This window comes from Streptomyces sp. OZ13 (assembly GCF_052068155.1).
GTDB lineage: Bacteria > Actinomycetota > Actinomycetes > Streptomycetales > Streptomycetaceae > Streptomyces.
On sequence record NZ_JBQHCZ010000007.1, the window covers coordinates 261,927 to 275,923 of the forward strand.

Genomic DNA, 13,997 nt, shown 5'->3' on the forward strand with positions numbered 1-13,997 from the left:
TCACCGCCCTCGCGTCTCCCGCCCGGCCGGTTCCGTCGGCTCACCGCCACGGCCCCGGCGGGCGAGGACGCGCTGGGTCCGGCTCAGCAGCCGGCCCGGGGACAGCAACCGCAGTGCGGCCCGCGCCGCGTTCGCACCCGGCGCCCCGTGCACGCCCCCGCCGGGGTGCGCCCCCGCGGAGGCCAGGTAAAGGCCCTCGACGGGCGTCTCCGGACGGCCCGTGCCGGGCATGGGGCGGAAGAACAACTGCTGGTGGAGCGCGGTCGTTCCGCCGTTGATGGCACCGCCCGCGAGGTTGGCGTCGGCGGCCTCGAGCGTCGGCGGGGCGAGGATGCGGCGGGCGATGATCCGGGCACGGAAGCCGGGCGCGTACCGCTCCACCTGCTCCTCCATCCGATCGGCCATCGCCTCCCGTTCACGCGGGTCCCAGCGGCCGGTTAGACCGTCGTCGCCCGCGTCGCCCTTGGTGCGATGGGGCACGTGCGTGTACGCCCATGCCGATTCGGTGCCCGCCGGGGAGCGGGTGGCATCCGCTGTGGTCATCTGGCCGAACAGCAGGAACGGCCGGTCGGGCACCTGCCCCATGGCCAGCTGGGCGGCAAACCGGGTGAACCCGTCGACGCCGTCGGCGAGATGGACGGTCCCGGCGCCGGCCGCCGCCTCCGCGGTCCACGGAACGGCGCCGTTGAGGGCCCAATCGACCTTGAACGTCGCGAAGTCCCATTGGAAACGGCGCAGATCGCGCAGGAACCGGGACGGCAGGTGCCGCTCGTCGACCAATTCCCCGTACAGCGAAGGCACGGACACATCCGCGAGCACGGCCCGGCGCGCCGGGACCGACTCGCCGTCCGCGGTCCGTACGGCCACCGCGCGGCCCTCGCGGACCACGATCTCGACGGCACGCCGGCCGCACCGGACGGCGCCGCCGCGACGTTCCAGCCTGCGGACCAGTGCCTCGGTCAGCATGCCCGCGCCGCCGACGGGCACGGGAAAGCCGTGGCTCTGGCCCAGCATCGACATCAGCCAGCCGAAGCCCCCGCTGCCGGCCGCCTCCGGCGCCAGATCCGCGTGCAGCGCGTTGCCCGCGAGCAGCAGTCTGCCCGCCTCGCCGCCGAACTCCTCCTCCCCCAGGCGGCGTACGGGAAGCAGCAGGGTCCGCGCCAGCCGCAGTCCACCGCCGGTCCGAAGCCGGGCGGCCAGCCGCATCGAGGGGATCACCGGCGGGAAGGGGGTGAACAGCAGGTCGAGGATGTCCGGCCGCAGCCGCTCCCACACGTCGTACAGGTCGCGCCAGGCCGCACCGTCGCCGGGTGCGAAGGTCTCCAGGCCCGCCGCGGTGTCCTCGGCGCGGCGCCGCAGGACGGCGCACCGGCCGTCGGCCAGGGGGTGGGCCAGTACGTGGGGGGCGTGGCCCCAGCGCAGCCCCTCGCGCTGCAGCCCGAGACCGGAGATCACCGGGGAGGCGGCTGCCAGCGGGTAGAACGAGCTGCACACGTCGCTGATGAAGTCGGGATGGACGCCCCGGTCGCTGCGAACCGCGCCGCCCGGTTCCGGTTGCGCCTCGAGGACCTCGACGCTCCAGCCCGCGTCCGCGAGGAGGTTGGCCCCGACGAGACCGTTAGGCCCTGCTCCGATCACCACTGCGTCCGGCATCGCGCTCTCCTGAGTTCTCGACGACGTCGGCCAGGCGGCTGAGCATGCGGCGGTGGCGCACTAGGAGGAACGCGTCCAGAGCCGCGTTGTGGAAGGTGCCTCCGGGCCCCTTCAGCGGATGCTCGTCCAGGACGACCAGGGTGTCCTCGCCCCAGGGCCGGATGTCGATGGCGATCCGCGCTGTGCCCAGCCGACCGCTCTCCGCCTCGAGTTCGAGTGTCCGCGGCGGTTCGCAGTGCCGCACGATCGTTCTGCCGTGCATGGTCCAGGGCCCTACCCGGACGGAGTACTCGAGGGCCGCCCCGACGTCCGGCCAGTCGCCGTACGCGGGCCGGCTGTCGTCGGTACCGACGACCCAGTCGCTGTAACGATCCCGGTCGCTGAGCACCGACCACACGGTGGCGGGCGGCTTTCCGATCAGCTGGTGGTGCACGGCCATGGGTCCTCCAGCGGCTGGAAGGGACGTCGTCGACCTGCGAGTGCCCGTTACCCGGTGATCTATGACCCCGTGGACGACCGGGGAGGCGCCGGCCTCCGCACGATGGGCGAGTGCGGCGCCGCACCGGATCGATGGACGCCCCCGAAAGGGGTATCCGGTACCGGTGACCGGGAGGGAAGCCGACGGAGACGGAGACGCGACCATGGCCGAAGACCTTCCCCTTCTCGGCCGTACGGCAGTGGTGACCGGCGCGGCCCGCGGCCTCGGAGCGGCCATGGCAAGGACCCTCGCCGGGCGCGGCGCCCGGGTCGCCCTGCTCGGCCTGGAGGAACCGCTGCTCGCACGGGTGGCGGCGAGCCTTCCCGGCGCTGCGCACTGGCCCGTCGACGTCACCGACGAACAGGCCATGACCCGCACCGCCGCCCTGGTGGAGGAACGCCTCGGGCCCGTGTCCGTGGTGGTGGCCAACGCCGGTGTGGCGGCGGGCGGGCCGTTCCTGGAGACGGACCCGGCGACCTGGCGGCGGATCCTCGAGGTCGATCTCCTCGGCACCTGTCTCACGGCCCAGGTGCATCTCCCCGGCCTGCTGCGCACCCGGGGCTATTTCCTCCAGGTCGCCTCCCTCGCGGCGATCGCGCCCGCCCCGATGATGAGCGCCTACTGCGCGGCCAAGTCCGGTGCGGAGGCGTTCGCGTACTCCCTCGGGGCCGAGGTGGCCCACCGTGGCGTGGGGGTGGGAGTCGGCTACCTCAGCTGGGCGGACACCGAGATGATCCGGGCCGCGGACGAGCACCGGGTGATGCGGGAGCTACGGGCGGCGCTGCCGTGGCCGGCCGGGAAGGTCTACCCGGTGCAGCCCGTGGCCGACCGTCTCGTACGGGGCATCGAGCGGCGCTCGCCCGCCGTGTACGGCCAGCCGTGGCTCCGTCTGGCGCGGGCGGCCCGGGGCTGGCTGCCGGGACCCGTCGCCTTGCGGGCACGCCGGGACCTCGGTCGCCTCCAGGGCGAGGCCGGCCTGTCGCCGACCGGGCTGCTCGGCGCCGGCGGCACGGCAGCCGGAACGGCGCCCGCGCGGCCGTGGTCCGGCAGCGGTGACGGGGAGGGCTGAACGGCGGGCCCCGCGGGCGGATTCCGCCTGGTGGACCACTGTCGGCGTTCCCGGATGGCGCAATGTCACGTTATGCCCGTTAGATGTAACAAAGTGTGCGCGCTCAGGCGGCGCACGACGAACGACACGGTGTACGCCTACCCGGATGTTCCGCGAACGGAGCCCGCGCCATGAGCACCGACCCCAACACCCATTCCCCGTCCGACTACCAGGACGACCGCCCGCGGCCCCCCGACGGCACCACGGGCGCCGGGTACGCCGCCCCGGCGTTCCCGGCCCGCGCGGTTCCGCCGCTGCCGCCGATCCCTTCCCACCCGCCGGTCTTCCCCGCTGCCGCGGTTCCCCCCGGCCCCCTCGACCCCGTCCATCCGGAGCCCGGGCGCCCGCTGCTCCCCGAGGACCCGTCCCCCCTCCGCGGGACGGGACCCGTCACGGGCACCGGCACGGTCACGGGTGCCGGCGGGCCGGAGAGGCCGCGGCCGGCCCCCGGACAGGAGCCGGTCCCCGTGCGCACCCCGGCCGGGAAGCCGCGGGCGCCCCAGGCCGGCGCGGAGGCCCCGGCTCCGTGGACGGACACGGCCGTCGACCCGGCAACGGCCGGCGACCCGGACGACAGGCGGGAGCCGATAGCCACGCCGGTCGACAAGCCCGGCCCGGTCCGCAGCGCCGTCTACGCCTGGAGGCCGGCACCCGCGGCCGCCAGGGACCCGGTCGCCGAGGATGCCGCCTTCGATGTCGCCGTCGCCAAGGCACCGACGCCTGTGCGCGACGCGATCGAGGACCCGAGCCCACTCCGCAAGGAGACACCGGTCCAGGGCCCCGCCCCGGCGCCCGGGCCCGTCGGCGAACGGCCGGCCGGTGAAACCGCCCGGGCCGTGGCCGCCGATCCCACGGAGGAGCCGGCGCCCAACGACAGCGAGCAGCCCATCCACACGCTGCTCTGGACGGCCGCCACCGAGCGTCCGGTGGCCGAGGTCGCCGCCCTCGTGAGCCGGCTGAAGCGGACCGGAGAGGTCGACAGCCCCGGTGACCTGGCCCTGCGTGCCGCGGCGGTCTCCCGCCCGCTCGAGGAGGTCAGGCAGCTGGTCGCCCTGCTCAACGAGTACCCGCACCCCCTGCACGAGGCGGACACCACGTTGCGCGCCGCCGCCGTCGGCCGGCCCATCGAGGACGTCGTGCAGCTGGTGAACATGATCGGCACCGACGCCAGCGAATGGCGGTCGGCCGCGAACGAGGCCGCCGCGGGTGACGATCCCTCGCCGCCCCCCGGGGAGGACACCGCCCGGCACGAGGCCCCCGCCGAGCCGCAGGCCACCGCCGCCGACACACGGCCGTCGAAGACGCCGTGGCCCATGGCGGCGCTGAACGGCGCCCTGGCCGCCGGCCCGGACGGCCACACCGTCTCGCCGGCCATGCGTTCGGGACTGCGCTGGCCCGCCGCCGTCGTTCTCTTCGCCTGCGGCGTCATCCATCTGCCCACCGACGTCGCCGGCCTGCGTTCCGGCGGCTACGCCGAGACCCTCTCCGTCGCCGTCACGGTGCTCTGCCTGATCGTCGCCGTATGGCTCGCGGTGCGTGACACCGCGCTGGTCTGGGCGGCCGCCGCCGGCCTGGCGGTCGGCGTCGCCGCACTGCACGCGCTCGCGGGCGTCGGGACCATGAATCTGCTGCAGAGCAGCCTGGGCGACTCGTTCGACTGGGCCAGAGCGGCCGCGGTCCTGTGCACGGGGGCGTGCGCCTTCCTCGCCGGGTCCGTACTGCTGCGCCGCCGGCAGCCGGCCGCCACGCCCAACAGCTGACGCCCACAGCCTCCCCACGCCAGCCTTCCGCGACGCCGGCCACGGCCGACCGTGCGGAAGGCTCGCGGCGTTCCTGCCGCCGCGAGCGGGGCGGAGCATTCGGCCCGGAAGCGGCACCGAGGCCTGACCAACGGCCGGAGGCCACGCCGATCCAGGCCCGGAGCTCGCCGGCCACCCCTGGGACGGGCCACGCCAAGGCCGGGCCCGAAGCTCGCCGGCCGCCGCTGGGACGGGGCACCCGAGACCAGGCCCGGAGGTCACCGGGCCATGCCGGGGAAGGGCCGCGGCCGTCGGTCCGCACGCGTCCTGGCCGTCAGGCCCGGGGACCAAGCCGAGACCCGCACCGGAGTTCGCCGGCGGCGCCGGGAAAGGCCATGCCAAGGTCGGACGCAGTCAAGGGGGCAGCCGAACCCAGGCCCGGAACTCGCCGGGCCTGGCCAGGGAAGAGCCACGACCGGCGGTCCGTACGGGTCCGCTTGACGAAGGCCCTGGGTCACGCCGAGGCCCGGCCCGGAGCTCGCCGGCCACGCCGGGGAACGACCGCGGCCGGCGTTCCGTACGGGTCCCGCCGTCAGGTCTTGGGGCCGTGCCGGTCCTGGGCGGGGGTGTCCTCCGGCTGAGGTTCGGGCTCGTCGTCCCGCTCGCCCTCCGCCTGGGACGGCGTGCTGCGGGGGAAGTTCGCGCGGAGCTCGTCCTCCGGCCGTTCGCCCTCCGCCTGGGAGGGTGTCTGCTCGCTCATGGCCCACTTCCTCACCGTCGGAGCCGGATGTTCGTGCCTGCGCCGGACCCGGCGCCGGATCCGGCACGGACCGTACAGCTCGCCGGGTTCCCGGACCGGGGGGTGCCAATCATGAGCCGCGGGGCCGCGGTCCCGCGTCCCCACCGTGCGGACGTGCGACCGGTGCGGGCCCGCCCGATGATGGCTTGAGCCCGAGATCTCACCCCACCGGAGGAAGGGCGGTGGCAGACCGTGGACACCGACACCGGTTTCCTCGACCCCGCGGACGCGAACGCGGCAGCCCGTTCCGCCGAGGAGGCGGCCCGCAGCGCACTGGCCGGTACCGGCGCGTACCTCATGCCCCCGGCCGATGTGCTGACGTGCCTGGGTGCCGACGCCTCGTCCTGGGCCCACTTCGCGGCCCACTGGCAGGACCTCACGGAGGACGAGTACGCGGCCCGGCGCGGCACCCGCAGACTGCGGCGCTACGGACACTTCTCCCTCGCGCCGGTGACCGGGGAACTGCGGCTGCTGCCCCACACCGTGTTCGTCCAGCCCGACAACACCAATCCGCTCTACGAGTCGGTGGACCGCCATTTCGATCCGCTGACCGGCGCCTTCGTCGCCGATCCGGTGCTGCGCCGGGTCCTCGGGCTGCTGGGCAGGGTGGCGGGCGCGCTGGACGTGGCCGAGTGGTGGAGTGTCAAGGTCCATCCCTTCCGGGTCGTCGCCACGGCGGAGGGCGGCGGGGAGCCGACACCGGAAGGCAGGCACCGGGACGGCGTCACACTGGTGTCCTCGCTGCTCGTCGGCCGCGACAACGCCACCGGCGGCGAAAGCACCGTCTACAGTCCCGAGGGCGACGAGATCCTTTCGGCCACGCTGCGCGAGCCGGCGAGTCTGCTGGTCTCCGACGACCGGGGCACCCTGCACGGCGTGTCGCCCATCCGGCCGGTCGACGCCGCCCTCCCGGCCCACCGTGACGTCCTGGTGACGACCCTCACGCCGGGCTGACCGGTCCTTTCCCGGCCGTGGCGGCGACGAGGTCGTCGACGACATCGGCCGGCCGTGACCGGCGGCTCCACGACGCCCGCTGCCGCTGCGCGCCGCACCCGTGTTCGTCAAGCCGCCGCAGGAACGCGGTGACCCGCTCGACGTCGCCGTACTCCTCCAGGCGCGGCCGTACGCGGTCCACCAGCCGCGCCGCCTGGACGGCGAACGGCAGCACCCGTTCGGTGAGCGCGTCGACGCCGCTGCCCGGCCAGCCGTCGCGGGCGGCCCGCCAGTAGGCGGCGCGCAGCAGTTCGCCGCAGGTGCGCGGCCCCTTGTCGCCGCGCCGGACCCGCTCGGCGCAGTCCACGACCAGCGCTCTGACGAGGGCGGTGAGCGCGGCGGTGTCCGCCACGTCCGACGGCACGTCCATGACCCGGATCTCCAGCGTCGGCACACGGGGATTGGGCCGTACGTCCCAGAACGGGATGTTCGCGTCGAGCATCGCCTCCGACTCCTCCAGGGCCGCGGTCAGGCGTCGGTAGTGGGCGAGCGAATCGACGTACGGAGGGGCGCTGAGCGCGGGGAAACGGCCGCGGACGACGGTCCGCCAGCTCGCGTATCCGGTGTCGCGACCTTCGAAGAAGGGCGAGTTGGCGCTCATGGCGACCAGCAGGGGCAGCCAGGGACGCAGATGGTTCGCCGTCAGCACCGCCACCTCCCGGTCCGGCTCATGCACGTGCACATGGACGGAGCAGACGGTGAAGTCGTCGAGCATGGTGCCGAACTGGCGCACGCCCGCCCGGTAGCGGGGGTGGTCGCCGAGGACGCGGGCTCCCGCGCCACCGATGACCGGCGTGCCGGTGGCGCACAGACCGAGCCCCTCCTCGCCGCAGGCCGCGCCGGCCGCCTTCCGTACCGCCGCCAGGTGCCGGTGCAGTTCGCCGGAGTCCTCGCAGGGTGGGGTGCGCACCTCGAGCTGGCCCTCGTGGAACTCGCCGGACACCAGGTCGCCGACGGTGCGGCGGGCTCGCGCCACGACGCGGCTGCCCGCCGGTTCGACGGACCGGTCGTCGGCCCGGACGAGGAAGAACTCTTCCTCCGCTCCGATGGTGGTGGTCATCTCCCCACGATCCTCCCGGGACGGCCGGTGCGCGAACGGGAGACACCCGGGTCTGCGGTACCCGGTGAAGGGCCGTCACCTGTCGTCGTCGGCGCTGTCCTTCGTCGCACCGGGCCGGTCCCCGCGGTGCCGGGTGCCGGGAAGGAACTCCTGCACCTTGGCCTTGAAGCCCTGCCGGATCATCGAGCCCCGGTCGCTGTCACCGCGCAGGATCGCGGACGCGGCGGCCTCGATCTGGTCGAGCGAGGCGTGCGGCGGGATCGGCGGCACGGCCGGGTCGGTGCGGAAGTCGATGACGAAGGGCCGGTCGGCGGCGAGGGCCTGCTTCCAGGCGGACTCGACGTGCTTGGGCTTCTCGACGCGGACGCCGTGCAGCCCCATCCGTTCGGCGATGTCGGCGTAGGGCAGGTCCGGGATGGACTGCGACTCCTCGAACTGCGGGGCCCCGGACATGGCGCGCATCTCCCAGGTCACCTGGTTGAGGTCGCCGTTGTTCAGCACGGCCACGATCAGCCGCGGGTCGGACCACTCGCGGTAGTACTTCGCCGCGGTGAGCATCTCCATCATCCCGTTCATCTGCATCGCGCCGTCGCCGACCAGGGCGATCGCCGGGCGGTCCGGGTGGGCGAACTTGGCGCCGATGGCGTACGGGACGCCGGGACCCATCGTGGCGAGCGTCCCGGACAGCGAGCCGCGCATCCGGCCGCGGAGCCGCAGATGGCGGGCGTACCAGTTCGCGGCGGAGCCGGAGTCCGCGGTGACGATCGCGTCGTCGGGAAGCAGTCCGTCCAACGCGTGGACGACGTATTCGGGGTTGACGGGGTCGGCGTCGACGGCCGCCCTGCGCTGCATGACCTCCCACCAGCGGTCGACGCTCTGCTCGATCCCGTCGCGCCAGGCGCGGCTCTCCTTGCGGTGCAGCCGTGGCAGCAGCCGCCGCAGCGTCTCGCGGGCGTCGCCGACGAGGTTCAGCTCGAACGGGTAGCGCAGCCCGATCATGTGCGGGTCGATGTCGATCTGCACGGCCCGCGCCTGGTCGAGCTCCGGCATGAACTGGGTGTACGGGAAGCTGGATCCGATCATCAGCAGGGTGTCGCAGTCCTGCATCATCTCGTACGAGGGCCGGGTGCCGAGCAGGCCGATCGAGCCGGTGACGTAGGGCAGGTCGTCGGGGAGGACGTCCTTGCCGAGCAGCGCCTTGGCGACGCCGGCGCCGAGAACGTCGGCCAGCCGTTCGACCTCGGCGCGGGCTCCGCGGGCTCCTTGTCCGACGAGCACGGCCACCTTCTCGCCCGCGTTGAGGATCTCGGCGGCCCGCTCGACGTCCTCGTCGACGGGCACGGGCGCGTACCGGCCGAGGCCCATGCTGGAGGGCACCATCTTGAAGGCGTGCTTCGGCGGGCTGTAGTCCAGTTCCTGGACGTCGGCGGGGATGATGACCGCTGTCACGGTGCGCCGGGCGTAGGCCGTGCGCATCGCCCGGTCGATGAGGTTGGGCAGTTGTTCCGGGACCATCGCGGTCTCGCAGAAGTCGGACGCGACGTCCTTGAAGAGGTTCTGAAGGTCGACCTCCTGCTGGTACGACCCGCCCATGGCACTGCGGTTGGTCTGCCCGACGAGCGCCACCACGGGGACGTGGTCGAGCTTCGCGTCGTAGAGCCCGTTGAGCAGATGGATCGCGCCCGGTCCCGAAGTGGCAGCGCAGACGCCGGCCTTCCCGGAGAACTTGGCGTAGCCGACGGCCTGGAAAGCCGACATCTCCTCGTGGCGGGACTGCACGAACTTCGGCTTGTTGTCCGCGCGTCCCCACGCGGCAAGGAGCCCGTTGATGCCGTCGCCCGCATAGGCGAAGACGTGGGTGACGTCCCATTCACGCAGCCGCTGGAGGATGTGGTCGGACACTTTCGTACTGGCCATGTCGGTGTTCCGCTCCTCACTGTGCAGTGTGCGCCGCTGTCCCGGCCTGTCCTGGGTAACCGTGCGGGCGCCGGCGGAAACATCGCGCCCTCACCCGAACGGCGCGGCGCCCGGCGTGCCGGTGCGCTGACCGGGTACCGGTGTCCCCATGAAGGCACTGGTGATCAACTGCACGCTCAAGACGTCTCCCGAGCCCTCCAACACCCATGCGCTGGCGACGGTCGTCGCGGATCAACTCGAGAAGTACGGGGCCGAGGTGGAGTTCGTCCGGGCCGTGGACCTGGACATCCGTCCGGGAGTGGTGAGCGAGGCCGTCGGCCCCGGCGACCAGTGGCCGCAGGTGCACGGGAAACTGATGGAGTCGGACATCCTCGTCGTCGCGTCGCCGACGTGGCTCGGGCGTCCTTCCTCCGTCGCCCAGCGTGTGCTGGAGCGCATGGACGCGATGCTCTCCGAGACCGACTACGACGGACGCCCCGTCGCCTACAACAAGGTCGCCGGGGTGGTGGTCACCGGAAACGAGGACGGCGCGCACCATGTGATCAGCGAGATCTCCGGCGCGCCGGCCGACATCGGCTACACCGTCCCCGGCCAGGCGTGGACCTACTGGCACCTCGGGCCGGGGCCGGGACCCGACTACCTCGACGACGAGCGGGGGCGCGACTGGTCGCACAGGACCGGCCGGGCGATGGCGGCCAACCTCTTCGGCACCGCGAAGGCGCTGGCGGCCATGCCGCTGGGCGCCCCGCCGGAGTGACACCATGACACGGACCTACCGGCGGGCGGCGGACTACGTGTCCGCCGCGCTGATCTTCCTGCGTGACAACGTGCTGCTGCGTGAGCCGCTGCGGCCCGAGCACCTGAAGCCCAGGCTCCTCGGCCACTGGGGCTCCTGTCCCGGCATCACGATGGTGTACTCGGCGCTCAACACCCTGATCCGCGAGCGGGACGCCGACGTCCTGCTCGTCACGGGTCCGGGACACGGCGCACCCGCCAACCACGCCGGTCTCTGGCTCGAAGGCACGCACGAACACTACGACCCCTCGCTGGCCAGGACCGAGGCCGGGCTGACGGAGCTGGCCCGGCGCTACTGCGCTCCCGACGGCTTCCCGAGCCACCTCTCCCCCTCGGTGCCCGGCACCCTCCACGAGGGCGGCGAGCTGGGCTACGCCCTGTCCACCGCGTTCGGCGCCGCGTTCGACGCACCGGACCGGCTGGTGGCGTGCATCGTCGGGGACGGCGAGGCGGAGACCGGCCCGACGGCCGGCGCCTGGCACTCGTCGAAGTACCTCGACCCGGTGACCTGCGGCGCCGTACTGCCGGTGCTGCATCTCAACGGCTACAAGATCTCCTCGCCGACCGTGTTCGCGAGCATGTCCGACGACGAACTGACGTCCCTGTTCCGCGGTTACGGCTGGGACCCGCGCATCGTCGACGTGACGGACGATCCGGACGGCGAACCGGTCGCCGCGGCGGTGCGCGCCGCGCACACCGGCATCCGGGACATCCAGGGCCGGGCACGGACGGGGCGGATCCTCGAGCGTCAGGCGTGGCCGATGATCGTACTGCGCAGCCTCAAGGGACAGGGAGCGCCGGCCGAGGTCGGCGGGAAACGCATCGAGGGGACCTTCCACGCGCACCAGGTGCCACTGGACGGTGTCCACGACGACCCGGAGCAGCTCGCCGCACTGGAGGCCTGGCTGCGGTCGTACGGCCCGGAGGAGCTGTTCGACGAGGAGGGCCGGCCGGTCGCGGAGGTGCTCGATGCCTGCCCCTCCGGCGATCGCCGCATCGGTATGCAGGCGGCGGGTGACGGGGGACGGCTGCGGCGGCCGCTCGACCTGCCGCCGCTCGGGCCGTACGCCGTCGACGTCCCGGACGGCCCCGGCTCGGCGCAGGCGAGCCCCAACGAGGTGCTGGCGGACTGGCTGACGGAGATCATGCGCAGGACCGCCGCCGCCCGCGACTTCCGCATCATGTCCCCCGACGAGCTGGCCTCCAACAAGCTGGACGGGGTGCTGAAGGCGACCGGCCGCGGATACGTGTGGCCCGTCGAGGAGTACGCCGAGGACCTCACCCCCGACGGCCGGGTGCTGGAAATCCTCTCGGAGCACAACTGCCAGGGCTGGCTCCAGGGTTATCTGCAGACCGGGCGGCACGGGCTGTTCCCGACGTACGAGGCGTTCGCGTCCATCGTCGACAGCATGCTCAACCAGTACGCGAAGTGGCTGAAGATGTCCCGCGAGGTGCCCTGGCGGGCACCGGTCAGCAGCCTCAACTACCTGCTCACCAGCGAGGGCTGGCGGCAGGAGCACAACGGCTACAGCCACCAGGGGCCGGGATTCATCAACAACCTGCTCACGAAGAAGAGCACCGTCACCGGTGTCTTTCTGCCGCCCGACGCGAACACCCTGCTGGTCACCATGGAGCGGGTGCTCGCCGACACCGGCCGGATCAACCTGGTCGTCGCGGGCAAGCAGCCGGCGGCGCAGTGGCTCGCCCTCGACGAGGCACGCGCGCACTGCGAGGCGGGCGCGTCGGTCTGGCGGTGGGCGTCGACGGACGACGGCGAGGACCCCGAGCTCGTCCTGGCGTGCGCGGGCGGCATTCCCACCGTCGAGACCCTCGCCGCGGCCCAACTGCTGCGACGCGACCTGCCACAGGCGCGCATCCGCGTCGTGAACATCGTCGACCTGTGCGCGCTCGCACCGCCGGACCGGCATCCGCACGGCATGAACGACGCCGACTTCGACGCCCTGTTCGGCACGGAACTCCCTGTCGTCGTCGACTTCCACGGCTATCCCTCCGCCGTGCACCAACTGCTGCACGGCCGTCCCCACCCCGGCCGGTTCCATGTGCGCGGCTACGTCGAGGAGGGCACCACGACCACCCCGTACGACCTGCTGGCGAGCAACGGCGTCTCCCGTCACGACCTGGCGATCACGGCGCTGCGGCATCTGCGCGGCCGTCCGGCGGCCACGGGGGATCTGGCATCCCGCTACGCACTCCACCGGGACCGGCTCCGTGAGGAGTTGCGACGCACGGGAGTCGATCCCGCCGAGATCACCGAATGGACGTGGGGATCATGACGGACGCCGGCACCGCGACCGCTTCGAACCTGCTCGTCGTCGACGCCGGGTCCTCGAGCCTCCACCTGAGCGTGGTCGACGGCGAAGGACGGGAACTGGCCGCACGGCACGATAGTGAAGCTCCCGGCAGCGGGACGCGGCAGGTGATCGAGGAACTGCTGCGCCGAGCCCCGCCGGTGGCGGCCACCGGCCACCGCATCGTCCACGGCGGGCCCCGGCTCCTCGGCCCCACGCTCGTCGACGACACGGTGAGGGCGGAGCTCGACCGGGCCGCGGAACTGGCCCCCCTCCATGTGCCGCCCGCTCTCACCGCCCTCGACGCGACACGGCGGCTGCTGCCGGACGCCGCGCACGTGGTGTGCTTCGACACCGCCTTCCACGCCGGGCTGCCGCAGCCGGCGCGCACCTACGGGCTGCCCCAGGAGTGGACGGACCGGTACGGGCTGCACAGATACGGCTTCCACGGCCTGTCGTACGCGTGGGCCCTCGACCGTGCCGCTGCCCTGCTGGACCGGCCTGCCCGTGACCTCCACATCGTGATCACGCACCTGGGCGGCGGCTGCTCGGCGTGCGCGGTGCGCGAAGGCCGCAGCGTCGACACCACCATGGGGTTCACCCCGCTCGAAGGCATGGTGATGAGCAGACGCAGCGGCAGCGTCGACCCCGGACTGCTGCTGTGGCTCCAGACATCGGCCGGAATGGAGCCCGAGGAGCTCACGGAGACCTTGAACCGTGGTTCCGGCCTGCTGGGCCTGTCCGGCACCTCGGGCGACACCCGCGACCTCGTACGGTCGGCGGCGGACGGCGATCGGCGGGCCGCCCTGGCCCTCGACGTCTTCACCCTGGGCGTCCGGCGCGGCGTCGCCGCCTGCGCCGCGTCGCTGGACCGGCTCGACGCTCTCGTCTTCACCGGCGAGATCGGGTGCGACCAGCCGGAGGTGCGCGAGGCGGTCTGCGCGGGTCTTGGCGTACTCGGCGTCACGGGTGGCCTGCGGCCGGTGAACGTGCGGGAGGACACCGTCGTCAGCCCGGCCGGTGCGACGGTCCCGGTGCTGGTCGTCCCGACCGGCGAGGGGCAGCGGGTCGCGCTGGAGACCCGCACGCTGCTCACGCGTCACGCCGGTCAAAAGTAGTACCCGTTTCGTGTCATTCCGCCCCCTT

General features: G+C 73.2%; 11 protein-coding genes. 6 read left to right on the plus strand and 5 right to left on the minus strand.

What is annotated here, in order from left to right; all coding sequences use genetic code 11:
• Positions 1-1,653 carry a phytoene desaturase family protein gene (locus ACTMTU_RS19040; RefSeq protein ID WP_441264670.1) on the minus strand — a complete coding sequence of 551 codons (1,653 nt, stop codon included), beginning with the start codon at positions 1,651-1,653 and terminating at the stop codon, positions 1-3.
• Positions 1,619-2,092, minus strand: a complete 474-nt coding sequence (locus ACTMTU_RS19045; RefSeq protein ID WP_441264671.1) for an SRPBCC family protein — start codon at positions 2,090-2,092, stop codon at positions 1,619-1,621. Before ACTMTU_RS19045 ends, ACTMTU_RS19040 begins: the two co-directional genes overlap by 35 nt.
• Before the next feature lie 202 nt (positions 2,093-2,294).
• Between ACTMTU_RS19045 and ACTMTU_RS19050 the strand changes: the two genes are divergently transcribed.
• Together ACTMTU_RS19050 and ACTMTU_RS19055 are read left to right on the plus strand one after the other, a co-directional pair.
• Complete coding sequence (locus ACTMTU_RS19050) at positions 2,295-3,200, plus strand: short-chain dehydrogenase/reductase (RefSeq protein WP_441264672.1); 906 nt, start codon at positions 2,295-2,297, stop codon at positions 3,198-3,200.
• A 170-nt stretch (positions 3,201-3,370) separates the two neighbouring features.
• Positions 3,371-4,999 (plus strand): hypothetical protein, encoded by a 1,629-nt coding sequence (locus ACTMTU_RS19055; RefSeq protein WP_441264673.1) that lies wholly within the window; start codon positions 3,371-3,373, stop codon positions 4,997-4,999.
• A gap of 571 nt (positions 5,000-5,570) precedes the next feature.
• Here the strand turns inward: ACTMTU_RS19055 and ACTMTU_RS19060 are convergent.
• Complete coding sequence (locus ACTMTU_RS19060) at positions 5,571-5,738, minus strand: hypothetical protein (protein WP_441264674.1); 168 nt, start codon at positions 5,736-5,738, stop codon at positions 5,571-5,573.
• A gap of 231 nt (positions 5,739-5,969) precedes the next feature.
• Between ACTMTU_RS19060 and ACTMTU_RS19065 the strand changes: the two genes are divergently transcribed.
• Entirely contained in the window at positions 5,970-6,731 is a 762-nt protein-coding gene (locus ACTMTU_RS19065; RefSeq protein WP_441264675.1) for a 2OG-Fe dioxygenase family protein, read from the plus strand.
• On the opposite strand, the gene ACTMTU_RS19070 is transcribed toward ACTMTU_RS19065, so the two are convergent.
• Both ACTMTU_RS19070 and ACTMTU_RS19075 read right to left on the minus strand, forming a co-directional pair.
• On the minus strand, positions 6,718-7,830 hold the full coding sequence (locus ACTMTU_RS19070; protein ID WP_441264676.1) for a carboxylate-amine ligase: 1,113 nt from the start codon (positions 7,828-7,830) through the stop codon (positions 6,718-6,720). The genes ACTMTU_RS19065 and ACTMTU_RS19070 overlap by 14 nt on opposite strands.
• Before the next feature lie 75 nt (positions 7,831-7,905).
• Positions 7,906-9,747 carry a thiamine pyrophosphate-requiring protein gene (locus ACTMTU_RS19075; protein WP_441264677.1) on the minus strand — a complete coding sequence of 614 codons (1,842 nt, stop codon included), beginning with the start codon at positions 9,745-9,747 and terminating at the stop codon, positions 7,906-7,908.
• A 148-nt stretch (positions 9,748-9,895) separates the two neighbouring features.
• Between ACTMTU_RS19075 and ACTMTU_RS19080 the strand changes: the two genes are divergently transcribed.
• Genes ACTMTU_RS19080 through ACTMTU_RS19090 form a run of 3 tightly spaced genes read left to right on the plus strand, consistent with a single transcriptional unit; the run spans position 9,896 to position 13,969 of the window.
• The gene (locus ACTMTU_RS19080) at positions 9,896-10,504 is read left to right on the plus strand and encodes a flavodoxin family protein (RefSeq protein WP_441264678.1); all 609 of its coding nucleotides are present in this window, start codon (positions 9,896-9,898) and stop codon (positions 10,502-10,504) included.
• 4 nt (positions 10,505-10,508) lie between these two features.
• Positions 10,509-12,836, plus strand: a complete 2,328-nt coding sequence (locus ACTMTU_RS19085) for a phosphoketolase family protein (protein ID WP_441264679.1) — start codon at positions 10,509-10,511, stop codon at positions 12,834-12,836.
• Complete coding sequence (locus ACTMTU_RS19090) at positions 12,833-13,969, plus strand: acetate/propionate family kinase (protein WP_441264680.1); 1,137 nt, start codon at positions 12,833-12,835, stop codon at positions 13,967-13,969. Before ACTMTU_RS19085 ends, ACTMTU_RS19090 begins: the two co-directional genes overlap by 4 nt.
• The last annotated feature ends 28 nt before the right edge of the window (positions 13,970-13,997 follow it).